At 43.5% G+C, this 25,010-nt stretch carries 24 protein-coding genes; 16 read left to right on the forward strand and 8 right to left on the reverse strand.

Going from position 1 to position 25,010, the window contains the following annotated elements:
• The first annotated feature begins 100 nt into the window (after positions 1-100).
• Positions 101-622: an NADPH-dependent FMN reductase gene (locus tag L4C38_RS07915; RefSeq protein WP_428796992.1), complete on the forward strand. Its 522-nt coding sequence runs from the start codon at positions 101-103 to the stop codon at positions 620-622.
• A 62-nt stretch (positions 623-684) separates the two neighbouring features.
• Here L4C38_RS07915 and L4C38_RS07920 read toward each other — a convergent pair whose 3' ends face one another.
• From L4C38_RS07920 to potE, 6 genes are all read right to left on the reverse strand, one after another.
• Positions 685-1,299, reverse strand: coding sequence for a trimeric intracellular cation channel family protein (locus L4C38_RS07920; protein WP_428796993.1), 615 nt, complete (start codon positions 1,297-1,299; stop codon positions 685-687).
• A 139-nt stretch (positions 1,300-1,438) separates the two neighbouring features.
• Positions 1,439-2,833, reverse strand: a complete 1,395-nt coding sequence (gene gad, locus L4C38_RS07925; protein WP_428796994.1) for a glutamate decarboxylase — start codon at positions 2,831-2,833, stop codon at positions 1,439-1,441.
• 15 nt (positions 2,834-2,848) lie between these two features.
• Positions 2,849-3,823 (reverse strand): glutaminase A, encoded by a 975-nt coding sequence (gene glsA, locus L4C38_RS07930; RefSeq protein ID WP_428796995.1) that lies wholly within the window; start codon positions 3,821-3,823, stop codon positions 2,849-2,851.
• A 16-nt stretch (positions 3,824-3,839) separates the two neighbouring features.
• Positions 3,840-5,360: a glutamine/gamma-aminobutyrate antiporter GadC gene (gadC, locus tag L4C38_RS07935; protein ID WP_428796996.1), complete on the reverse strand. Its 1,521-nt coding sequence runs from the start codon at positions 5,358-5,360 to the stop codon at positions 3,840-3,842.
• 860 nt (positions 5,361-6,220) lie between these two features.
• Complete coding sequence (adiA, locus tag L4C38_RS07940; protein ID WP_428796997.1) at positions 6,221-8,512, reverse strand: arginine decarboxylase; 2,292 nt, start codon at positions 8,510-8,512, stop codon at positions 6,221-6,223.
• A gap of 54 nt (positions 8,513-8,566) precedes the next feature.
• A complete protein-coding gene (gene potE / locus L4C38_RS07945) occupies positions 8,567-9,889 on the reverse strand; it encodes a putrescine-ornithine antiporter (RefSeq protein ID WP_428796998.1) in 1,323 nt (440 codons plus the stop codon).
• A gap of 394 nt (positions 9,890-10,283) precedes the next feature.
• On the opposite strand from potE, the gene L4C38_RS07950 reads away from it, so the two are divergent.
• From L4C38_RS07950 to L4C38_RS07970, 5 genes are all read left to right on the forward strand, one after another.
• Positions 10,284-10,886 carry a DedA family protein gene (locus tag L4C38_RS07950; RefSeq protein WP_428796999.1) on the forward strand — a complete coding sequence of 201 codons (603 nt, stop codon included), beginning with the start codon at positions 10,284-10,286 and terminating at the stop codon, positions 10,884-10,886.
• A 288-nt stretch (positions 10,887-11,174) separates the two neighbouring features.
• On the forward strand, positions 11,175-12,923 hold the full coding sequence (locus L4C38_RS07955) for an SgrR family transcriptional regulator (RefSeq protein ID WP_428797000.1): 1,749 nt from the start codon (positions 11,175-11,177) through the stop codon (positions 12,921-12,923).
• A gap of 263 nt (positions 12,924-13,186) precedes the next feature.
• Positions 13,187-14,176, forward strand: a complete 990-nt coding sequence (locus L4C38_RS07960; protein ID WP_428797001.1) for an ABC transporter substrate-binding protein — start codon at positions 13,187-13,189, stop codon at positions 14,174-14,176.
• A gap of 99 nt (positions 14,177-14,275) precedes the next feature.
• Positions 14,276-15,175 (forward strand): ABC transporter permease, encoded by a 900-nt coding sequence (locus tag L4C38_RS07965; protein ID WP_428797002.1) that lies wholly within the window; start codon positions 14,276-14,278, stop codon positions 15,173-15,175.
• Complete coding sequence (locus L4C38_RS07970) at positions 15,168-16,412, forward strand: quaternary amine ABC transporter ATP-binding protein (protein ID WP_428797003.1); 1,245 nt, start codon at positions 15,168-15,170, stop codon at positions 16,410-16,412. Before L4C38_RS07965 ends, L4C38_RS07970 begins: the two co-directional genes overlap by 8 nt.
• A 33-nt stretch (positions 16,413-16,445) precedes the next feature.
• Here the strand turns inward: L4C38_RS07970 and L4C38_RS07975 are convergent, their stop codons facing one another.
• Complete coding sequence (locus L4C38_RS07975) at positions 16,446-17,150, reverse strand: lipoate--protein ligase family protein (RefSeq protein WP_428797004.1); 705 nt, start codon at positions 17,148-17,150, stop codon at positions 16,446-16,448.
• 442 nt (positions 17,151-17,592) lie between these two features.
• Here L4C38_RS07975 and L4C38_RS07980 point away from each other — a divergent pair, with 442 nt between their 5' ends.
• From L4C38_RS07980 to L4C38_RS08025, 10 genes are all read left to right on the forward strand, one after another.
• The gene (locus L4C38_RS07980; protein WP_428797005.1) at positions 17,593-18,219 is read left to right on the forward strand and encodes an HAD family hydrolase; all 627 of its coding nucleotides are present in this window, start codon (positions 17,593-17,595) and stop codon (positions 18,217-18,219) included.
• 111 nt (positions 18,220-18,330) lie between these two features.
• A complete protein-coding gene (locus L4C38_RS07985; protein ID WP_428797006.1) occupies positions 18,331-18,888 on the forward strand; it encodes a flavodoxin family protein in 558 nt (185 codons plus the stop codon).
• Entirely contained in the window at positions 18,875-19,693 is an 819-nt protein-coding gene (locus L4C38_RS07990) for an arylamine N-acetyltransferase family protein (protein WP_428797007.1), read from the forward strand. The genes L4C38_RS07985 and L4C38_RS07990 overlap by 14 nt, the downstream gene beginning before the upstream one ends.
• An 84-nt stretch (positions 19,694-19,777) precedes the next feature.
• On the forward strand, positions 19,778-20,098 hold the full coding sequence (locus L4C38_RS07995) for a MazG nucleotide pyrophosphohydrolase domain-containing protein (protein ID WP_428797008.1): 321 nt from the start codon (positions 19,778-19,780) through the stop codon (positions 20,096-20,098).
• A 12-nt stretch (positions 20,099-20,110) separates the two neighbouring features.
• Complete coding sequence (locus L4C38_RS08000; protein ID WP_428797009.1) at positions 20,111-20,488, forward strand: hypothetical protein; 378 nt, start codon at positions 20,111-20,113, stop codon at positions 20,486-20,488.
• 12 nt (positions 20,489-20,500) lie between these two features.
• Positions 20,501-21,115, forward strand: a complete 615-nt coding sequence (locus tag L4C38_RS08005) for an HAD family hydrolase (RefSeq protein ID WP_428797010.1) — start codon at positions 20,501-20,503, stop codon at positions 21,113-21,115.
• 24 nt (positions 21,116-21,139) lie between these two features.
• Entirely contained in the window at positions 21,140-21,457 is a 318-nt protein-coding gene (locus L4C38_RS08010; RefSeq protein ID WP_428797011.1) for a cupin domain-containing protein, read from the forward strand.
• A 137-nt stretch (positions 21,458-21,594) separates the two neighbouring features.
• A complete protein-coding gene (locus L4C38_RS08015) occupies positions 21,595-22,398 on the forward strand; it encodes a hypothetical protein (RefSeq protein ID WP_428797012.1) in 804 nt (267 codons plus the stop codon).
• Between the two features lie 37 nt (positions 22,399-22,435).
• A complete protein-coding gene (locus L4C38_RS08020; protein ID WP_428797013.1) occupies positions 22,436-22,777 on the forward strand; it encodes a hypothetical protein in 342 nt (113 codons plus the stop codon).
• A 294-nt stretch (positions 22,778-23,071) separates the two neighbouring features.
• Positions 23,072-24,211 (forward strand): iron-containing alcohol dehydrogenase, encoded by a 1,140-nt coding sequence (locus L4C38_RS08025; protein ID WP_428797014.1) that lies wholly within the window; start codon positions 23,072-23,074, stop codon positions 24,209-24,211.
• Positions 24,212-24,324: 113 nt separating this feature from the next.
• Here L4C38_RS08025 and L4C38_RS08030 read toward each other — a convergent pair whose 3' ends face one another.
• Positions 24,325-24,951: a LysE family translocator gene (locus L4C38_RS08030; protein ID WP_428797015.1), complete on the reverse strand. Its 627-nt coding sequence runs from the start codon at positions 24,949-24,951 to the stop codon at positions 24,325-24,327.
• Positions 24,952-25,010 lie beyond the last annotated feature (59 nt).

Genomic DNA, 25,010 nt, shown 5'->3' on the forward strand with positions numbered 1-25,010 from the left:
TGGAAATAATAATTGCACATTTACCCTATTAATCAAGATATGGAATCAAACTAAACTCTCTCCATCAAACGAATTCAGCAACAGCTCTGAGGAAAACAAGATGAAAGTTTTAGCATTTGGCGCAAGCAACAGTAAGAACTCAATCAACCAACAACTGGCTCACTACGCAGCAAAGCAAGTACCAAACGCTGAGATCACTACGTTGGACATGAACCAACTAGAGATGCCTATCTTTAGTAATGAGCGTGAAAAAGAACTCGGTCAACCAGAGCAAGCACAACAGCTTTTCAAAGCAATTGGTGAAGCAGATTTGGTCATAATCTCATTTGCAGAGCACAATGGCTCTTACACTGCTGCATACAAAAATGTCTTTGATTGGACTTCACGCATTGACATGAAAGTATTCCAAGGCAAACCGGTATTTATGTTAGCAACGTCTCCGGGTCCTGGTGGTGCAGGTAGCGTACTCGCGGCAGCATCAGGCTCTGCGCCATACTTTGCAGCCGATGTAAAAGTAAGTATCTCTTTACCAAGTTTCTACGATAATTTTGATATGGAAACAGCGCAAGTTACTTCTGAAGAGTTCAACCGTCAGCTGCTAGATGCGATTGAAACACTATAAGTTCAAACGCCACATCCCTGATGTGAGCGAAAAAGCCAGTGATGACGAGTCACTGGCTTTGCTTATCTCAGCAATAAGTATTTGGGGAAGCTTTTCTTCGTCACCACAATGTACATCCTAAATATGATGATAAAAGCAATGCAGATAATCGTATTCACGTCGGCATTCATGCCTAAATGCGATAAGCCAACAAACAACGCACAACCCAATATCACTGGCGTTGCGTAGAACTCCGTATTGTTAAACATAGTCGGGCGGCTAACGATGATATCGCGCACAACCCCGCCAAATACGGCGGTGATTGTCCCCATGGTAATGGCAACATAAGCGGCATAGTCTTGATGGATCATTTTCTTGGTCACCAGTATCGAGAAAATTGAAATACCGATGGCATCCAGCACTAAGATAAGTCGTTCTGCTTTGAGCTTTCTTAACTGTGGCGCAATAAAAAAACCAACCAAAGAACTGAACAATGCCGCCCAAAAATAAGAAGGGTATTGAATCCAGAAAACTTGATCAGTTGAGAGAATCACGTCTCGCACCGTCCCCCCACCTAACGCAGTTACCCAGCCAAGCACCAATATGCTAATGATGTCTTTACCTTTGTTCACTTCGCTGATCACCGCACTCAGTGCAAAGGCGCAAATACAAATAATTTCAATGATATGAACAAACATACGGTTTATTTCTTTGTAAAAAAACAAAGGTCAACTGCTTACACAATTGACCTTTGTATTGAGATCTTCTCTAGTTTTTAATACGGCTTAATACCGCTGGGAATCATTGTTAATAGAGCAATTCATCGCTGATATCTAACTAGTGACCACTATGGTCAAACGATCTTGAATCCTCAGCTGTGCAGTTGGTTGAACCGTTTTTCTCTAAGAATTCGATTGACCGTTTGAAGTCTTCAATCAATAAGTTGGCCAAGTCGATCGTTAAACCTTGTTTCGCCAAGATACGTTGCACAACAATATGTTCTGCGTTACCAGGTAGGCTGTATGCAGGCACCAACCAACCACGAGTACGTAGGCGATCGGCTAAGTCATAGAGAGAGAAATCCGCTTTTACGCCGGGTTTTAAGCGCCATGCAATCGCCGGAATGCCTTTTTCTCGATTACCATCAAATAAGAACTCAAATAGCTCAAATTTGTTTAGTTGTTGCACCAAGTATTCACAAACATCGTAAGAAGCTGAATGAATGCGCTGGTAGCCTTCGTAGCCTAAACGCAGGAAGTTATAGTACTGCGCGATGATTTGACCCGCAGGGCGTGAGAAGTTCAACGCAAAGGTCGGCATATCACCACCTAGGTAGTTAACGTGGAAGACTAAACCTTCTGGTAAGTCTTCTTTACTACGCCAGATAACCCAGCCCACACCCACTGGTGACAAACCGAATTTGTGACCAGAAGTGCTGATTGATTTGACGCGCTCTAAGCGGAAATCCCAAGCATCGATTTCAGTGGCACAGAACGGAGCGAGCATTGCGCCACTTGCGCCATCAACGTGGATATCAATTGAGATGCCAGTGTCACGCTGATACACATCGAGCGCATCTGCCAATGGTTTTACCGATTCATATAAACCAGTAAATGTCTGTCCAAAGGTTGGCACGACCATGATGGTATTTTCATCCACCATGCTCAGCATATCTTCTGCGGTCAAACAGTAGTGGTTTTCAGCCATCTCCATCTGACGGAGCTCTACCCCCCAGTAACGGGCAAATTTTTCCCAACACACCTGAACAGGACCACATACCATATTGGGTTTATCTATTGATAGACCTTTTTCCCCACGTTTCTCAAACCAACGCCATAAAGCGGCTAACCCACCGAGCATGCAAGCCTCGCTCGAGCCCGTAGTCGAGGTGCCAACTGTGGTGGTAGAGTCTGGTGCATACCATAAGTTTGCCAACATATGAACGCAACGTCCTTCAATGGCTGCCGATTGTGGGTACTCATCTTTATCGATCATGTTCTTATCGATAGAAAGATCCATTAACTTATGAACTTCGTCTTCTTCCCATGTTTGGCAGAAGGTGGCTAAGTTCTGACGAGCATTACCATCTAAATAGAGCTCGTCACGAATCATCTGGTAGATAACGCTTGGTGACTGTTCATGTTGCGGAAGCATGTTAGCTGCCGCTACGTTGTGAATACTTTCTGAGCCAAAGATTGGGTCGTTATTTCGAGTGACAGTATGAAGTGCCATAATTTTCGTCCTACCTTAGTGTTGCTGACTACTAAACAAATTCCAGCCCATGGTTTGGGCGATTTGTTTGATCATTTGTTGGCCGCGCACGCTATTACCAATTGGATCTAAGCGTGGAGAGAATGCTGCCAGCGCCCCAATGTTTGGGATCACCGCAAGCAAGCCGCCGCCTACCCCACTTTTACCAGGAAGACCTACATCATACGCCCAGTCACCGGACGTATCATAAAGACCCTCCATCGTCATTTCGGCCAGAATATGAGGGATGTTTTCTGGCTGAACAAGTTGTTTTCCTGAGCAAGGGTTTTTACCGCCGTTGGCAAGGGTTGCCCCAACAGTTGCAAGCTCTATGGTATTAAACAAGGTTGAACATTGACGGGTGTACACATCACACGCTTGCATCGAATCGGAGTAAATACAGCCAGATGATTCAAGCAACAAAGCGATGGCTCGATTGTGAGTATTGGTAGTTTGTTCCGATTGATTTACTTCATCTGAAAGCTCAATTTGACTATTGGCAAGCTCTGATTGAAACGCCAATATTTGCTGCCAACGATCTTCTACATCGCTGGCTTTTACCATACTGACTGTCGCCATAGCACCCGCATTCACCAGCGGTGTTAGCGGTTTACCTTGATGAAGTTCAAGCGCCATAACCGAGTTAAATGGCATGCCTGTTGGTTCTGCGCCGATTTTGTTGTGCAACTCGTCAGCGCCAGATTGCTCAAGAACCAAGCCTAAGGTCATAATTTTTGAGATAGACTCAATTGCAAATTTGTAATCCGCATCTTGGAATTGAATAACTTCGCCATGTACAGAGACAAATGCTAGACCTGCCAGCTCTGACGGTACCGAAGCCAAAAACGGAATGTATGAAGCATTTTCACCCTTAGTATTTCTGGCACTGTTTTCCAATGCTTGCTGCATAACTACAGCAAGCTCTTCATTGATAATTGAATTTGATAGTGTAGAACTAGGAATAGATGACATTACGCACGTCCTTACATTAAGAGTTTAATGTGTGGGTTACTTTATCGGATGGGTTGATAACACCAGGGTGAACCGCTTCGATTTCCCATGTGAAAGGCGCAAAGTCTGTTACCGATGGATCTTTCCAATGTGGTTTGCGAGCTTTATAGATAACGAATGGCACGGAGACAAAAATAATAGTCAGTGCAACGAGAATACCGACGTAGGCTTGTGGGCTGCCGACAGCAATTTGACTTGGTGGGATGAATGAGAAGATAAATGCGGTAAGTGAACCGATGAAACCTAAACCGGCAATCAACCACATACCCATATTGCCGCCCGGAATTTTGTATGGACGAGGGCGATTAGGTTGGGTGTAACGTAGATGAATGGCCGCAGCAAACATCAATAAATACATGATTAAGTACAATACAACAGTCAGCTGGCTAAGGATCTGATAAGCCGCTTGTACCGAAGGCAGTACCACAAAGACAGTAGAAATCATGGTCACTAACAAAGCTTGTGCCATCATTATGTGTGTCGCCATACCGTGTTTGTTTGTCTGTTGCCAAAAACGAGGAAGGAAGCCACCTTTTGCCACCACAAGTAAGCCTGATGATGGACCCGCAACCCAGCCAACCACACCCGCTAATACACCAAGAGCTAAACAAGCCGCCATGATGGGTGCAGCCCAACCAATACCAGCCCAAGCAAACACTTTGTTATAAGTCACAAGTAGGCTTTGAGTTAAGCTGATATCTTGTTGTGGGATGATGAAAGCAATCGCCAGCGTTCCGAGCACAAATACACCGACTGTACCGGCTGCTGCAATCATGATCGCTAATGGGTAGTTCCGCGGCGCGTTATCCACTTCTTTGACGTGCAGTGCGTTCATTTCCATACCGGCATAAAACAAGAAAATACTCGCCGCGAGAACCACGTTATTGAAGTTTGAAAAGTCAGGGATTACTTTGCTCCACGACAAGTCAATTTGAGGGGTATTACCTGAGAATAGTAAATAAGAAAAACCAAGCACGATAAGCACGATACCCGGAATAACCGTACCGATTAAGCCGCCCCATTTAGCAACTTTAGAAAACGCTTCTGTACCGCGTAGTGCAATAATTGTTGCTATCCAGTAGATAGCGAGTACCACACCAAGTACAAAGAATTTGTTTTGTGATAGAGCTTGGTCCCATGTTTGATCAGGTCCAACAAAGGCTAAAGAAACAGAACCAAACGTTAATGCCGTTGGGAACCAAACCGTTACTTCAATCCACAACATAAAAATGGCGACAAGCGCGAGACGGGGACCAAAGGCCTCACCAACCCAGCGGAAAATACCGCCTTTTTCTGACCAGCCGGTCGCCAACTCAGCAGCGACGAGAGAGACGGGAATGAGGAACACAATGGCAGCAAAGATGTAGTAGAAAATAGAACTAAGACCATATTCAGCTTCAGCGGGAAGACCTCTCAAACTGACAACAGCCACAATATTTAGCATAGCGAGAGCGAATACACCGATCCGCCCTTTTTGGATTTTTTCGGTATTTGCCATGTTAACCAACCTTACATTTACAAGATATAAACTAAGTGGGTTAGGTACTGCGAGTGGGCGTATAAACGTCTGATTTTGGCGTGTTATATGGAGACAGGAGAAACCTAATGCAGGGAAAATACCACCATGAAACAAGGCTGAACATTAGCAAAATCAGTCTTTATAATTGCAAATTTAATGGTTGTTAAACGCTTAATTAAGTGAGATTAGGAGATGATACACACGGCATTAATGAAAAATTGGACAAAATACCTCAATACACTTTTTTTCCGTGTAACACGCAAAAGTAGAAATGATGCTGCTTGATTTGTTTTATAGCGAGGAGAACACTCAACTTGTTCGAGAATAATTGGATCAATAACGCTAGGTAAATAGAAGTTAGGTATGACTTTTAGCGATTTAAGCTTTTTTTTAGTAACCCACCGACGAAAACCCAGTTTTCACCACAAAATAATTGCGACACAAATCTCATTTTATATCGGTGTTATTGATAAACGCCCAGCAGAGTTTACTTGAGAGCTAAAGCTCTACTGAATCAGAGAAACTCAAATCATTTTACGCCCGATCGAAAACTCTATGTTTTCCTCCGCTCAAACCGTTGCGCCATTTCACTCACTTAACTCTCTAAAATGACTGATATTTCACTAATTATTTGAACGTTTTTTTTTAAAAAAATGTCGATTATTTTCACCCATCTTTAGAGTTGATGGTTTTCCACTCAGTGTCTCTTATCATTTTTCCAAAGATAACGGCGTTTTGCCGCAACGGATATGAAGCTATTACTGCCGATTTATTACTGCTGAATGCAAAAAAGCGAGCCGCATAACAACTCGCCTTTCAGTTAAACCAAGACTGAATGATTACTTCTTCACACACATCACGTGATATACCCCATCAATCACTTCCGTTCCTTCTGTTTCATGCTCAAAACCCGGGAACTGCTTATCCCATACTTCTAAACTACGAAGATAGGTGATTTGCGGACTCGCGCTCTCACCAAAGCTCTCACCCGACATCAACATTGGAATACCCGGTGGGTATGGGATCACAGCATTGGCTGCGATGCGATCTTTCAGTTGATTAGAAGGCACCATCTCAACATTATTATCAACAATCGATTCAAACGCCGCTCGCGGTGTCATTATCGCTTCAGGTAGTGTTGAATAAGCAGCATTGAGTTTATCCGAAGGTGTATGCTGTTTCAGGTAGGCAAACATCTCTTCACTGAGCTCTTTTAGTCCCATTTCACCATACACATCAGGGTAACTTTCGGCCAGTTCTGGAAGCACCAACTTCAATGGCGAGTTACTATCATGATGCTTTTTAAAGTGCAGCAAGGTGTTCACTAACGTTGCCCACTTACCTTTCGTTATCCCCATGGAGAACAAGAACATAATTTGAAAATCAGTGGTTCGCGTAGGCACAATCCCAAAGCGACCTAAATATTGGGTCACTAACGCCGCTGGTACTCCGGTATCCAGCAATTGACCATCTTCCCCCATCCCCGGAGCCAAAATACTCACTTTAATGGGGTCGAGCATGCACCAATCTTCTGGCATATCTTTAAAGCCATGCCATCTATCATCCGGCTTCATCACCCAGAATTCTTGGGTCGAGGCTAACAATTGTGGGTCAGCCTCTTCAAAAGGCATTTCTTGCCCCGTTTCCGGATCAGTAAACGTTTCTGCATTCCACGGTTTAAAGAACCAATCTCCATCTTGTTCAAACTCACGGTACAAACGTCCCATGGCTTGACGATAGTCAACCGCTTCATGGATCACCTCTTGAGTGAGCGAGTAACCTCGGTTGCCTGACATTTGTGAAATAGCAATATCATTTGAGGCACTGATCGCATACAGCGGAGACGTGGTGGCGTGCATCATATAGGCTTGATTGAAACGTTGAAAATCGATGGCATCTTTACCATGACGCACATGTATGTAGGAAGCCTGAGATAAGGCATTGAGTAGTTTGTGTGTCGAGTGAGTAGCAAACACTGTCGGCTCATTTTCATCCTCAGCCGGAGAGCCGCGCATGGCAAAGTGATCATGGTAGATAGGATTAAAACGCGCGTACCCATACCAAGCTTCATCAAAATGGATACGATTGCTGCTCTTACTTAAGATTTCCTGTACACGTTTCGCGTTGTAGCACAAACCATCGTAAGTACAGTTAGTAATAACCGCATACACTGCTTCTTGCTCAGCGAAATCTTGAGTTAGTGAACTTTCAGTGGCTCTTTGCTTGAGCGAGGCTTGCTCCATCTGTTGCGGATAAATAGGACCGATAATCCCGTAACGATTTCGAGTCGGTAACATGTAGATTGGGCGAGCGCCTGTAAGCATCAACCCTTGTTCGATTGATTTATGACAATTACGGTCACAAATAGCCAAGCTGTTTTCTTTCATACACACTTGCATGATCGTGCGGTTAGCCCCTGATGTTCCGGTAACCAATGAGTAGGATTTGTCCGCGCCAAATACCTTAGCGGCAAACTCTTCACTGTCACCAAAGTAACCCGTGTGATCGAGTAACGAGCCGAGGGAACCGCGTTCAATCCCCATATCAGAACGAAATAGAGCTTCGCCATAATGATGGTAAAATCTCTGACCTGCCGGAGTTTTAGTAAAGCCAACCCCACCTTGGTGACCCGGGGCAGCCCAAGAGTATTCATGCACATCATCATATTTGATCATCGCTTTCATCAAAGGTGGCAATAATTGCTCACGATAACGATCCATCGCCGCAATCGCTCGACCAACAATAAAGTCAGCAGTGTCTTCAATCAGCCAAGCAAACTCATCGACACGAGACATTAAATCTCGGCTCACTGACAAGGTGGTTTTTTTACGTTCCGCTAAAAGAAAAACAGGGACACCTTGCTGGCGACGATTCAGTTTATCAATCAATTTGAAGAATTTTTCATTCTCCTCCACTTGCCGTCCTGTCATTTGCGAGGTTAACAAAAAGCAATCTACCGCAATATTGGCATTAAAGATGGAATAGCAGTCATCAAAAGATGTCGCGACCGTGACCTCGACGTTATCACTCACAAACTCATCAATCAAACGATTGAGCGCGTTCTCAATGACTCCCTCCTTGACCGTGTCATTAAAAATTAACGCGTGCTTTTTCTTATCATAGCTACTCATAATCCAGCGTCCCTTGTGGTTTGGTAATTGAAATTAACGAACATTGATTCATCATTATTCGCCCCCTCCAGCAGAGGGCTGAATGGCATCTCGGCTGGCAATAAAACCATAGAAAAAGTAACCCAATAGCATGATGAGCGTGCCGTAAAAGACAGACTCTTGACCTGTGGCATAAGCACCATAAATGCTGTACAACACTGCAATTGCACCAATAAAAATGGACTTTTTGTACTCTGACTCGCCAACGTTGGCAGAACGTAAAATCACGCCAAGAGCTGTAAGAGAAAGAATATAAGGCACCATGTTGATAAACACAGCGAGGTCGACCAAGACATTAAACTGTTTAATAAGAGTTGGGGAGATGGTCATGATCGCCAGTACTATTTCTAATGCCAGCATAACCAACATACCTTTTACCGGAGCGTCAAAGCGGTTTGTTTCACTAAACATTTTAGGGAACAAGCGCATATCTGCTGCCGCTTTAGAAACCTGAGCATTTGTAAATTGCCACCCCAACAATGAACCTACACAGGCCACGACTGCCATTGCGGTGATCACTTGACCAACCAATGGGTTAAACATTTGAGCAAACACCAAACCAAAAGGCGCATCAGAATTTGCCAACATATCATTAGGCACAATCCCCTGAATTACGGTTGTTGAAGCTACATAGGTGATTGCAGAAAAGACGGTTGCAAGCATGCAAGCAAGCGGCACATTGCGTTTCGGGTTTTCCACCGCTCCTGAGTTCACCCCAGCCGACTCAATACCTAAAAAGGCCCATAACGTCAGCGCAATACCAGACGACATCGCTTTGGAGACCGAGATATCATGTGGGTTCCATGCATCCATAAAGACCTTACTATCAAACCAAAACCAGCCAATTATCGATACGCCAAGTACGGGAACAATCACGCCCCAAACCGTGACCGAAGAGATTTGACCTGTAATTTTAGCACCACGCATATTAGCTAGAAGGGTGATGACCAAGACGACAACCACACCAACAAATGTGTGTATCGAAGATTGCTTAAGCCAAGGAATAAAAGATTCAAGATACCCAACAGATGTAACGGCGATGGCCACCGCACTGATGACTAAGCAAACATAGTAGGTATAAGAAGCAACAAAGAAACTGGATTTACCATGAGCTTTTTGCGCATAAGCAGACATCCCCCCATCTTCAAGACAATACATACCACACTTGGAAAACGTATATGCGATACACAAAGCCCCTATCGCCGTTATCCCCCATGCCATCAGTGCGATACCACCGGTTTGAGCCAAACTTGATGGGAGTAATATAATCCCCGAGCCCATCATATTAACTGTGACTATCGTGGTGAGACCCATCAGCCCCATCTTATTACTGCTCATAAATGCACCTCGTCTCAGGCACTACCGCAAAGCCGTAGTGCTATGAATGCCGCAATGGTAACGAGATTACTCCGACTACGATGATGACCATCCAAACCAATCTTAGGGGCGGCAATTGAACCGTTAATGCCTCTAAGCATAGTTATGTAAATTTTGTTCTAACAACTTTTAGTGCTATGAACGTCAAACTCTTCTAGCATTGAGTACCTCCAACCCACGCGCTATGCTGCTTTAACGGCAGCGATAAATCTGTATTTACTGAAGACGAATTATTGAATCTTCGTCATAAAAGCTATCAGGCGATTGGCGATTTTTCACATCCACAGTAACTGACCATAGATTCCACCATAGAATAAGGGTATGACTACGCTTTAGTGCACGACGGGAGCTGCTTTTGGAACACATCAATGAACTGATCAATGCTATGTCGCCTGTGCTCGAACACTATGGCTATTTTGCTCTGGTCATCAGCATCTTTTTTGAAGGCATTGGCATACCGATGCCGGGACAGTCCTTAATGATTGCGGCTTCGATACTCGCAACACGGGGAGTAATGAACCTAAGCATGGTAATGCTAACGTCTTGGCTTGCTTGCTTTATTGGCAATACATGCGGCTATTTATTGGGTTATCACTTCGAAGGGTGGCTTGATAAGAAAGGTTATATTTCCGGCAAAAAAATGCAGAAGTTGCAACATGTCATTCAAAAATATGGTCCTGCTTGCTTAATAGTGAGTCGCTTTATTGAAGGTATGAAGCAGTTTATGCCGTTAGCATGTGGTATCGCCAAGATGCCAAAACGTGAGTTTTTACTTGGCAACGCCCTCGCAACCACGATTTGGGTGGCGGTCTTTAGCCTACTCAGCAACGTCGCTTTTTCTCACCTTCATCATCTGAGTACCTTCTACACCACACATCAATTTGGCGTGTGGTTAACCGCAGCCATTTTATTTGTTGGATTGATATTGCTGATACTACGTCGTCGACAACGCGCATAACATAGAGATACTAATGCTGATATGAACATAAGAAAGTACAAAGAGCAGCAGTAAATAGCCTTTCTGGGGGTCAGGAGCGAGCGACTATCGACTACTGCTTTCTGTACTTTCTTTATGGTGTTATTGTCCTCTACTATAAGGAAAAGAAATAGTGAGAAAATTTTTATTTATTGTTCCTCAATTAAGGTTTTTTGACCAACAACCAAACACAATAGGTCATAACCCCACAAAATAAGGAACTACCCAGTAAATTTTTTGCTCCATTAGCCATAATAAGAGTGGAATTGCATGTCTGATTTAAACCTACTTCGTTACTATACGCGTCTAACCTCAATGGGTGTTGATCAAGAGATCAAAACCGCTTTAGCCGACGTCGCCAGCACTCTATTTACTAGTACGCGCCATGCTCGCAATTTACTTGGCGAAATGCACAAGTTGGAGTGGCTAAGTTGGCAACCAAAAGTAGGCAGAAATCAACGCTCAACCCTGCGGCTTAATCTAGAGTTAAATGATTTAAAATCAAGGCTTGCAACCAAACGCATCGAGCAAGGCAAGTACGAAAAAGCCCTCTCTATATTAGATAACGATGAACGCACATTTGGTCAACTTCTACAGAGCACTTCAGGTGCGTTTATTCGTGAAGGTCGATTACATATTCAGTTGACCTATAAACGCCCTTTTGAAAAGTTAGTACCTCACCAATTGCATCGTTCGAGCGAGCGTTATTTGATCAGGCAGATATACTGCTGTTTAGTCAGCAGTGATTTTAATGGTCAATTGCAACCACAACTCGCCCACCACTGGCAACATGATGATCAAGCCCTTGAATGGACCTTCTATTTAAGACCTGGGCTAACCTTCCATAATGGCACTCCGATTAATGCACATAGCATCGCCAATTTATTCACACGATTGGCGGAATTAGAGCATTACCACCCAGACTTAGATCATCTGATAAGCGTATCTTCACCAATGGAAAACAAAGTTGTATTCCAACTTTCACAACCTGACAAAGGCTTTGGTGGTCTACTCTCGGGAATTAAATTCTCTATTCAGCCTCTGCAACAACTGCAAGATAACTACCAAGGTTCGGTGATAGGTAGCGGGGTTTTTGAAGTAATCGAACACTCAAGCAACAAACTCTGCTTACAAGCTTTTGAGCACTATTACGCTTGTCGTGCGCTGACAGATTTAGTCACGATCTGGCAATTGGATGAAAGAGAGCTTAAGAAAAAACAGATTGAGACCAACCACCCTGAGAAGCAAACAAGGGACGCATGTCACTATTATTTAACCTCTGAGTTAGAAAGCGAAGCCGATTCAGTGCAGCATACACGTATCGAAGATGGGTGCATGTACCTACTGTTTAATCAAAGAAGTACCGAGCCACTAAACTCTGAACAGCAGCGGTATTTGTCAGGGATTGTGACGCCAGACAGCGTCTATCAACAATTGAGTAAAAATGGTCATACATTTGGCAGTGAGCACGCTTACAATTTACTGCCTCATTGGCATAAAGTGCTTCGTCCAGAGCCTGAAATGGCCTTCCTACCTAATGATATTTCTATTGCCGTATACGATTACAATGCACTGGTTAATTGTGCTAACGCTATTGCGCAACAGTTGAAATCATTTGGTATAAAAGTCACGGTAAACATTTACTCATTTCGCGAACTTAATAGCCTGTCAGAGACACACCAATTGCGCGAAACACTCATAATGCACAATATTAATCTTGATGATAATCGTCATTCTTCTGCATTCAGTAGCTTATTCCACAATCCTATATTACAAACGAGTATTGGCAGCAAAGCACAAGGGTGGTTATGTGAATCTCTAAAGCACCTACGCAAAGAAACACCACTTCACCTATACCTTGATGCACTAGAGCCTATCGCGTCTTCCCTAATCAACCAATATCTCCTTTTGCCGATTTTTCACCACAGGCAAACATTGCGTTTTCACGGTGTATTGAAGGATGTTGCACTCACAAATTGGGGTTGGCCAGATATTCGCAATGTGTGGTCAGCAGACTAGTTGTAATTGCGCAACGATTTGTGAGCTGCATCAAATCATTAGTATTCTAATGAAAAATATTTCATTAGATTCTCTTTCAGCCTAATACTGGTCTGCTCTGTAGAGCAACGGATGCCTTAAAAATGGTATAAATCAGAGTAATATAAAGCCTTACATAGCGCGATATACAATATAACGCTGCTAATGTCACCCCTATCAATAGTTTGAACTCTAATGAATATTTCGGTAACCTTATAGAGTACTATTTAGAATAGGATATCAAAATGAAACTCAAACTCGCGACATTGTTGATCGCTGGTCTAGCAACAACACAAGCTTTTGCCGACGAGTGTGGTGATGTCACCATTGCTGAAATGAACTGGAATTCAGCCAGTTTAATGGCCAACTTAGACCAATTTATTCTCAACGAAGGTTACGGTTGTACCGCGGAAATAGTTCCTGGTGATACGATGCCAACTGGCGCTTCAATGATTGAAAAAGCTCAACCAGATATCGCGCCAGAAATGTGGACCAATGCGCTGAAAGATTCATTAGATCGTGGTGTTGCAGAAAAACGCCTACGTTACGCAGGTCAAGCTTTGGTTGATGGTGGTGAAGAGGGCTTCTGGGTTCCATCTTACATGGTTGAGAAATACCCTGAGCTTGCAACGATTGAAGGCTTGAAAAAACACGTCAAACTTTTCCCACACCCTGAAGATTCAGACACCAGTGCTTTCTACACCTGTCCGGCCGGTTGGAACTGTCAAATTAGTGCTGGTAATTTATTCAAAGCGTTGAATTTAAGTGATGCTGGTTTCACAATTGTTGACCCAGGCTCAAGTGCTGGTCTTTCTGGCTCGATTGCTAAAGCGTACACACGTGAGCAAGCTTGGTTTGGTTACTTCTGGGCGCCAACAGCCATCCTCGGAAAATATGAAATGGTCAAAGTTGACTTTGGCACAGGTATTGACGTCGATGAGTTCCTCAACTGTATCAGCCTAGAAGAATGTGACGAACCAAAAGCGACCATGTACCCACCTTCACCTGTAAGCACTGTGGTAACAGAGAAATTTGCTAACCGCGAGCCTGAACTTTTAGGGTACTTAAACAAACGCGGCTTTACAAATACTGAAATGAACCAACTACTCGCTTGGATGGAAGATAACCAAGCAAGTGGTGAAGATGCGATGTTCTACTTCTTAGAAAACTACCCAGAGACTTGGAAACAATGGCTACCAAAAGAGGTTGCCGACAAAGTTGCTAGCGCACTTTAATCCCCCATCACTCCAAATCGTTAACTAAGTACTAATTTAGAACTCACATCTACAGAACTGGCGCGGCAACGCTGCGCCAGTTCTGATAAGGAATATAATATGTCTGACAAGAGCTGGCTCAGCGAGTTTCCCGCAATGGAACGCGCAGATCTAAGAGCCATTCGCAAAAGTTTAGATGGTCTTTACCGTGATTTTTCACGTGAATACGGCGAACTTATCGAGTCAATTTTTGACCCACTTCTCTCATTTTTGGTCTGGTTTGAAAAACTACTGCTCTCCACACCATGGTTCATCGTTTTAGCCTGTTGTTGTGGTCTCGTCTATGCCGCTAGCCGTTCATGGAAATTAGTGGTTGGCTGTGCTGTATCGCTATTACTGATCGGCTACTTTGGTATGTGGGACGATACCATGCGTACCCTCAGTATTATCACCGTATGTACAATGCTCGCAATTGTGCTTGGTATCCCCATTGGTATTGCCATGGCTCGCTCAGACCGTGTTCAATCCGTGGTTACACCAATGCTTGATATCATGCAGACAATGCCAGCATTCGTATACTTGATCCCAGTGGTTATGCTACTTGGTATTGGTAAGATTCCTGGGCTGATCGCCGTCATCATTTACGCTATTCCACCAGTGATTCGACTAACCAACCTTGGTATACGCCTTGTTGACAAAGAGGTGTTGGAAGCCGCCACCGCATTTGGTGCCAGCAATAAACAGCGTTTATTTGGTGTACAGTTACCGCTGGCTATGCCAACCATTATGGCTGGCATCAACCAGACCATCATGATGGCGCTATCAATGGTCGTAATTGCTTCAATGATTGGTGTAAAAGGCTTGGGACAACCGGTACTCAAATCAATTACCAACCAGTACTTCACTCTAGGTCTTCTTAACGGATTTGCAATTGTTGCACTCGCTATTTTATTTGACCGCGCATCACAAGCATACGCAAAGCGTACTCAAGCACACCTTGGAGATCTAAAGCATGACTAAACCACTGATTGAGATCACTGGCCTATATAAGGTATTTGGTCATGCTCCACGTACAGTAATGGAGCGAGTAAAACGCGGTGACAGTAAAGATCAGGTACTGGCTGAAACTGGGCACACTGTCGGTTTGAAAGACATTAACTTAAACATTAACCAAGGTGAGATCTTCGTGATCATGGGCTTATCCGGCTCGGGTAAATCAACCATGATCCGCCACTTTAATCGCTTGATCGACCCAACTGAAGGCAAGATCATGGTTGAAGGTATTGATGTAATGGAGCTTTCAAACCAAGAGTTGGAAGAGTTCCGCCGTCATAAAATGTCGATGGTATTCCAACGCTTTGGTCTACTACCTCACCGAACAGTCATTGACAACGTCGCTTATGGTCTTGAAATTCAAGGCATAGAGAAAACTGAGCGCTACAAGCGAGCACAAAACTGGCTCGATACTGTAGGACTAAAAGGTTATGAAAAACAATATCCTGCGCAACTATCTGGTGGTCAACAACAGCGTGTAGGTCTTGCCCGTGCACTCGCGACTGATGCTGAAATCCTATTGATGGATGAAGCCTTCTCGGCATTGGATCCATTGATCCGCAGTGAGATGCAAGATCAGTTGATCGAGCTACAAGAAAAACTGCATAAAACCATTATCTTCATTACCCACGATCTTGATGAAGCGCTGCGAATTGGCGATCGAATTGCGATTTTAAAAGATGGTGTCTTAGTACAACAAGGTACCCCTGATGAGATCTTGCTTACACCTGCAGATGATTACGTAGAAGCCTTCGTGAAAGACGTAAACCGAGCTCGCGCACTGACGGTTGAAACAGTGATGCAGCCACCAGCGCTACGCATTACGGCTTCTACCATCGATGAAGCACTGGCGCAAATGAGACTGTCGAAACATGATTACGGTTACCACGTAACGGAAGATGGTTATCAAGGACTCGTCACCCAAGAGAGTCTGATTGATGCCGTTGAAGATCCAGCAAGTGACGATTGGCATGAAGAAATGTACGAGCAAGTACCATCTGTGTCACCTGATTCAGCCATTGAAGAAATATTAACTGACACTATGTCTTCAGATTTCTCACTACCGGTAGTTGATGACGAAGGTAACTTGCAAGGTGAGCTAGAGCGTAGCGCTGTAGCCGAAATTTTCTCCGAATCAAGCTCTGATGAGCCAGAGGAAGAGAAAAAAACGGATGACTCCAAACAGTTAGAAGCGGTCAGCTAAACCACTTTATCCCCCACAACAACGTGGGGGATTTTATTTTGAATGATACAAAAATGCATCCGTCAACTGCTGGAATAACCATTCAATGCTCGGGCGCTCATTCAAATGAGTAAAGAGGTCGGTGTGCACATTGGCGTCAATCTTTGCAGGATGTTGGCAAATTTGATTACACAGTTTAACTGGCTCAACCATCTTATTCGCTTCAGCATCAATAATGATGCAAGCCTGTGACAGCACCACTTTCCCACCCTGCTTCTTTAATAACACGCGTTGCGCTGTGCCGACGATTTTCTGACCCGCAACATTAAGATTATAATCGCCATCACAGTATGAACCAGGTGTGGCATGCACTTCTACTTTCACACCTAACGATGTAAAAAATGCCATTAGTACTTGGCACAGATTCATGTAGGCGGTTTTGATGTCGTAAGGCTGCTCATCTGGCCAATGATAGATATGCGATAAGTTAATGATACCCGGCAACTGTGGCACAGGTGCGCCGCCCGTTTTGCGAGCTGTCAATTGCCAACCTGTATTTGCCAGTGATTGAGTCAACTCATCACTCGCTGGCCATTTGTTCCCCGCGGGAAGCACTAACGTCGGCGCTTTGGCTTGCCATAACAGAAGCACTTGATCTAACTGACTTGCTTTTACTTGTTCTATCAATGCACGCTCTTTCTCAAACAATGCGTGCACCTCAATCGAAGGATAACGGATTAACTTGTTCTTACTTGCCATAATGCGCTCCAACGTTACAAATATGTGCTCAGCACTCACCCAAAGGTAAGCGAAAGCATTAGCATTTACCACAGCATACCTTGAGTTGATAAAAGCGAGTGCCTTGACACTGTACTCTAGGTATAGAAAACTTCGTATATTCAAACGACCGAAAAATCAGTGGGCAATAGAGCTAACTGATAATAATCCATCCTTTCACAAAATCGTTGCCAAGTTATTGCATCAAGCAAGCGCTAAAATCGAATAGAATTTAGATCAAGTTACAAATTCCACACTTTTCAATATATACAGATGAAAACCTAAGCACTAAACTTATGAAAGAAAAGTAAGTTATTTGATAACAACATGTTACTTAACAGCATATCTCTATAGCTTAGAGTAAAAAGAACAGTTAGCCGTTGTTTGGCGCAAACCCACTTAAGTTGTTTTTTGGGAGAACAGGATGTCATCAAAGAGCATTAAAAATATCATATTCGACCTTGGCAACGTCATCGTACGCTGGTCACCCGTTGAAGTGATTCGTCTTACCTTTGGCGACTCAGAACGAGTCAACACACTCACTAAGCAAATATTCCAGTCACCCATTTGGCTGGCAGCTAACCGTGGCGAATTAACTGAAGCCGAAGTACAAACGGCACTGCAAAGAGAATTTGGCTTATCTGCCATTCAAGCGGAAAAGATCTGCTATTACGTTAAACATACTCAGTTGGTATTGTTCGGCTCAATTGACTTGCTAAACCGAGTAAAAGAGGCGGGCTACAACGTATACGCCCTCTCAGATAATGTGCATGAAATCGTTACCCATCTAAAACAGCAATATGATTTTTGGTCTTTGTTTGATGGTGTGGTTATCTCAGCGGATGTGGGTTACTTAAAGCCTAGCCCAGAGATTTATCAAACGCTGCTTGAGCAATATCAGTTAGACGCACAAGAGTGCTTGTTTATAGATGATATGCCCAACAACGTTGAAGGCGCTCAAGCTATTGGTATGGCGGGAATTCAATTCCAAAATGCAGAACAATGCGAACGGGAGCTAAAAATGCTTGGTATTTTAGTCGACGAAGAATAAGCAAAGTGCGATTAACATTTAAATTGCTAACACAACAAAAAACACTTTACCTCAACCTAACTAGAGGTTTTATAGTCAGAACCAGTCTTCATTCGACCATTAAGGAATATGATGAAAACACTGGTTCTGTTTTCTAGTGCCAACCATCAAGGCAATACAGCTCAAGTGATTGAGCGTGTTTCGCAGCATATTGATATGGAAATAATCAATATTGATCAACTCTCTATCTCCGCATACAACTATGAGAATCAATACCCTAATGACGATTTCTATCCATTAGTGGAGAAGATTCTTCAAACAAACAACGTGATTTTTGCATCGCCGGTCTATTGGCATGCTCCGACCGCAGCGATGAAAGCCTTTATTGACCGTATCACTGAATTAACCGGTGTTGCGGCACTTAAACCCAAAGCTCGCGCTTTAGCAAGCAAGAGGGCATTCGTGCTCACTAGTTCCGCAAACGCTGTAATATGCCCAGTATTTGATCAGATGTTTAGCAAAATATTCGGCTATTTTAATATGCAATACGCTGGCAAATTGCATGCAGATTGCCGTGAAAACATTACTATTAACCCAAGAGAGTTGGATACTTTTATCTCAGCTTTGCTTGCCAAGCCTCTCGAACGTTCGATCACTCATCTAAGTACGGATTCAAATGTTAGTAATTAACAACCCAATAGAACACTATCTCACTGAGCTCGATATTCCCGCGTCATTACATGGTATCGAACGCGTTAATTATATGATTAAAAGGCACCTTAGCTTGTTTGCTTTTAGCAGTGTCAATGTCATCTTAGATCGGGATTTAAGCTTAAATATTGATGCAATTGTTGAACGAGTTGTCGTTAGCAAGCAGGGGGGCTATTGCTTTGAACACAACAAGCTATTGCAAAACGCGCTGACACATCTAGGCTACGATGTGCGACCAGTCTTAGCTCGAGTCTTGCTTGATGGTAATGAGTTCAATCGTCGTTCACACCGAGTCATGCTATTGAAACTAAATGATCAACACCATCTGGTTGATGTTGGCTTCGGTATCGCAACTCCTCAAGAAGCTTTAATATTACAAAGCCAGCAATACTCTTGGCATACCCAACAAGTGCGTTTATCAGCGACTAAGAACCAAGACTATCGCGTTGAGCAACTTAATGATGATAATTGGCAGACGCTTTACCGTTTTGATCTCAGTGAAACCACTGAAGCAGATTGTGATGCCAGCCATTTCTATACTCACAAGCATCCGCAAAGTAATTTTGTTAACAATCTCGTGGTATCAAAAATTCACTCTAATACGCGTGAACTAGTTAAACGATTAGAGCTATTTGAATATGATGACCAAGCAGGAACAGAGCGATCATCCGCTATAGAATCAGCTAAACAACTTCATGAAATTCTTAGTCAGCAACTCACTCTCAATATCAGTGTGGAAGAAGCTTGCTTCTTATTCGAACACCAAATGCAAAGAGCACGCTAGACGTCGCTACTGTTTTGATTGATTGGCATTTTCTACTCTAACTGGTTACCCTAGTTCGAATTGAATCAGGGTAACGGAGTAATAATGCCAGAGTTAAAACAAACCCCAACATTGGCTGATTTTCAGCATTATGTCGCCCAGTTGGAAGTGGAGCGCGGCTTTGCCGAGCAACCTGTATTAGAAAAATGTTTGCTGCTTGGCGAAGAAACTGGCGAGCTATTCAAAGCGGTGCGAAAAGCGCAAGGCATTGCCATTGATCCGAACTCTAAAGTCGGTGAAATTGGCGATGAATTAGCTGATATTTTCATTTATCTATGCTCTATCGCCAATCGCTATGAAATCGACTTAGAACAAGCCTTTGTAGCGAAAGAAGAAAAAAATAAACTCAGATGTTGGCAGAAATAAGCTGGCAAATTCATGTCCCTCTTAAGTGGTCGTCAACCTATGTTCCAACTTATAAAATTTATCCTGATCAGTAATATTGCTACCGCGAGTACCATAGTATTGATTGATTCCACAACGGGATTATTCGGCATCCGTTTTGTCTCCGACTACGCCTTCTTTACCGCTCTTATCCTGTGGGGGATAGCGGCGCTACTTTACATGTACCCTCCTGCGGCAGGGTTTGGCTCATTAAGTAATAAAGCAGAACGCGTTGCAGATTCACTCGTTGACAGAAGCAGCAGTGATAAAGTGGATGCGCTGCGTGAAGAGGAAAACAGCCAGATGTTCATTAAGTTGTTTATCTCTGGTATACCGCCAATGGCTTTGTGCCTACTCGCCACTTACTTATAGGATGGTGAACGAATGGACCTCGCACTATTTGATTTTGACGGCACGATCACCAATCAAGATGCCTATACTGCATTTCTATTCTTTGCCACGCCAAGACCTAGGATGATTGTTGGTTGCGTTGCCGTTTCGCCGGTTATTTTGTTTTACAAAATCGGCTTACTACCCGCGAGTAAAACTCGTCCGATATTGTCCAAAGTGGCCTTCTGGCGACGAAATACGCAGCAAGTAGAATCAAAAGCTCAGCAGTTTGTTAGTGAATACTTGCCCAAGGTAATGAGAACAAATGCATTAGAGAAAATCGAGTGGCATAAACAACGTGGTGACGAAATTTATGTCGTGTCGGCATCGCTAAGCCCTTACCTCGATATTTGGTGTCAGCAACAAGGTATTAAAGTGGTGTGTAGTCGATTAAGCCAACACAACCAGCGCTATACAGGGCACTACCTAAAAGGTGATTGCAGCCTTGAAAACAAAGTACGCTTACTCAAAGAGCAACTCGATATTAGCCAATACAGCAAAATATACGCCTATGGCGATACCTATGAAGATCTCCCTATGCTTGATATTGCCGATGAAAAGTATTATCGCTGGTCGAAAGTCGACAGTATCGACCAAGTAGCAAACTAACCACTCGCGACAGATGGAATACCAATGAATAACTTGTTTTCACACATCCCCCAATCTCTAGAGCATGAACTATTTGAAGATATTGTAAAAAACGAGCATGTGCGAATTGAACGTATTGTCTCATATGGGCAAGGGTCACCCGAGCACGGTTGGTATGATCAAGCAGACAATGAGTGGGTATTAGTCCTGTCTGGATTTGGCATCATCGAATATCCAGATGGTAACGCAGTGACACTCAAGCAAGGCGACTATCTCTCCATTCCTGCGCATCAAAAACACCGCGTAAAGTCAACCTCGCCAACCGAAGCCACAATTTGGTTAGCCATATTTTTTCCTACATAAGTCTTATATAACAACAAGATATAGCTTACAAAATATGACTCTCGTCGCACTAATTAATGGCGTCCTTGTTAGTACAAAGTGATTTAGACAGACTCACCACTCAGCCTTTATGGCAAGCTAAATCGTGGAGAGTATCTATGCAGCCCAAATGGTTAGTCATCAGCAGCTTGGTCATTGTAGTTGCAATAATGATCGCGACCAAACCCAGTTCTGAAGGACTAGAACTCCCTGATTGTGATGCGACAGCCATCGTTGATACCGAAATTAATTTCATTGTCGATCAAGAAGTATTGGACGCAAGCAACCAACAGCAAGTTGAAGCTTATTTCACCCAATCGATTAAGCAATCCAATATAATTTTGCGCAACTCCTGCATTCCAATGACACGCTCACTTGGCACCGTTCGTTATATCGATTTGGACAAAAATGACGTCCATGATATCTACACCTTACACAAGCAACTTGAAACCCAGCTCAACTCAGGGGATCTAGGTAACCAATATCCACAAGCCAACCAGTTTTATGGCTTTGTACTGGCTAAAAAATACAGCGATATGCTTGGTTACGCAGGTCAAGTTGAGTTTAATTTGAGCCGTAAGTTCTTCGCCATCACACACAATAATGGATTGACGTTAATTGAACATGAGTTGGGCCACCTCGCTTGGGCGCAGCACGCTGAAGGCCACCCTTTCAACCTACAAAAATGGTTAGAATCAACCATTCTTCCCGAATTCCACCACTTCTTAAAACCTTATGCTCGCGCCTATAAATGCGGTACTGGTGGCACTGTGATGAGCTATGAAGATGAAATACTTCCTATCTATTCCAATCCAGATAGTTACTACCGAGGCAAAGTGTGTGGCGATGCAGAAAACGGCAACAATGCGAGAATGCTTATCGAGCAAGCTCACCGAATAGCAGAACAAATGCCGGCGCTTTAATTAATGTACAAAGCCAAATCAGACACAGGAGAGAATGATGGACCAAATTAAAGCACAATTAGACCTAGCCGGAATTGAACATAAAGAACTGACTCGTTATTCACTGCGTGTTCCGCTGGGTAAATTCACCAACAATGTCACCGTGATCTATACGGTCGATAAAGGACGCTACAGGATAAAAACCAATTGGTTACTACTTACCATCGCTTACTCCGTTTTAATGTTTAATAGCGTCCATAGTTATATCTATTCCGGTCCTTTCATTGCATTTTCATTAGCGACCATTTCTCTATTAGGTTTTTCCACCATTTTACTAACTGAGACTAGAAGCCGACCAGTAAGAGCCATCATAAAGAACCTTAATCACTCTCTTAATTAGTCACGTATTTTTGGGGAAAGTTGCCGTTCTCCTTTTGAGATCCAAGCCGAAACAAAGACTAAATCTCATTGACTTACAGCCAGCAAAACGCTGAAAACAAAGAACATAATAGTTAATACAAGTTATTTTTTGCAGCGAATTTACAGCCAATTTGATAACAGGCTCCTAAAATTTAAAGTCAATTTAAGTCACGCGATTCCTCAGTTACCCTACATGATTCGGATCAAATTTGCCCATCCGTACAAGGGTACTATTCCTGCAGTTTATTTTTAAATTTGACTGAAGGAAAAGAACATGAATATGTTTAAGATCCCTGAAAGCATCTATTTTGGCGAAAACGCCATGGACGCTCTCAAAGCCCTACAAGGACGCAAAGCGATCATCGTTACTGGTGGTAGCTCAATGAAAAAATTTGGCTTTATCGCTCAAACTCAAGAGTTATTGGGCGCTGCAGGTATTGATTCCATCGTATTTGATGGCGTTGAACCAAACCCATCAGTACAAACCGTAGTAAAAGGCGCGCAAGCAATGCGTGACTTTGAACCCGATTGGATCATCGCCATTGGTGGCGGCTCAGCATTAGACGCAGCCAAAATCATGTGGTGTTTCTATGAGCACCCACAATTGAGCTTTGAAGATATTATCCCAGTGGGGTCAATGCCTGCTCTGCGCAACAAAGCTAAGTTTGTTGCCATTCCTTCGACCAGTGGTACTGCATCAGAGATCACTGCGTTTTCTGTGATAACTGATATGGAAAATCACATTAAATATCCGATTGTATCGCCACACATCGTGCCTGATGTCGCGATCATTGACCCAGCATTACCAGCAAAAATGCCGCCACACATTACTGCCAATACTGGTATGGATGTGATGGCACACGCATTAGAAGCGTTTGTTTCAACGGTTGCTAACGATTACTCCGATCCACTAGCCATGCGTGCGATTAAACTGGTCTTTGAAAACATCGAAACCGCTTACAAGCAAGGCGATAATATGCCTGCTCGCGATAACATGCACAACGCATCAACCTTGGCGGGCATGGCGTTCTCTAACGTATCACTGGGCTTAGTTCACTCTCTTGCGCATAAGATTGGCGGCGAATTTGGTGTAACTCATGGTCTTGCTAACTCGATCTTGATGCCTTATATCATCGAATATAACAAGCTTTCTACCGATAAGTACGCAGAAGTTGAGCGCTACTTAGGTCTAGAGTCTATCGAGAACGAACTGCGCGCTTTGAACGCGAAACTGGATATCCCACTAACATTTAAAGAAATCACCGAGGTCGATATTAGTGAAGCCGATTACTTAGCTGTGCTAGACCGCATGAGCCAAAACGCGTTTGACGACCCATGCACACTCACTAACCCGGGTACTCCAAGCCCAGCCGACGTGAAAGAGATTTACCGCCGCGCTTACTATGGTCAGTAAGTGATTACTATTTTCCAAACTTCCTACATTATGTAGTAATCAAGCCCCGTTATTTCGGGGCTTTTCTATTTATGATCTGTCGTTTATTTTTAATGTACTTATTTCTAACAGACTTATTTTTGGCGCATCAGAGCCACCGCCAAGCCGGAACCAATAAAGGTTAGCCCGCCGCCAATATTAAGTGCGGAAACGACCTTAGGTTTTTGTTTAAGCCACGCAGACAACTGAGATGAAAACACGCCCATCAAACTAAAGCCTACGGCGGTCAGCAGTGCAAACCAAACCCCGTACCCCACCATCTGCAAGGTGACTGAGCCTAACTGCGGGTTAACAAATTGAGGAATAAACGCCAGTACAAATAGCCCAGGTTTAGGGTTTAATGCCGCGGAAAGAAAACCAGTACTATAGATAGTAAAAAGAGACTGCGGTTTGGTCTGTTCTAGGTTAAATAAACTGCGTGAGCGCAGTGCTTTAATACCAAGCCAAATCAAGTAGCCCGCCCCCACCAACTTTACAACGTAAAACGCGACTTCAGAGGTCTGGATCAGCAAGGTTAAGCCAAAGGTGGCAGCCATTATATGAAATAGAATCCCAGAGCCTGAGGCGCAGCCAGAAACCCAAGCGGCTAACTTGCCTTGGCTTAAGCCGCGTGCGATAGCGAGTAAATTATCGGGTCCCGGAGAAATGACCAACAACAGGCAGGCTAAGGTATAGGGAATAAATACTTCAAGCGGGAACATAGCGACTCCTTGTCAGCACGCATTAGGTTAAGTGGTTGTTTTAGCTTCCTGCTAAAACT

Source organism: Vibrio kasasachensis (genome assembly GCF_050337565.1).
Lineage (GTDB): Bacteria > Pseudomonadota > Gammaproteobacteria > Enterobacterales > Vibrionaceae > Vibrio > Vibrio kasasachensis.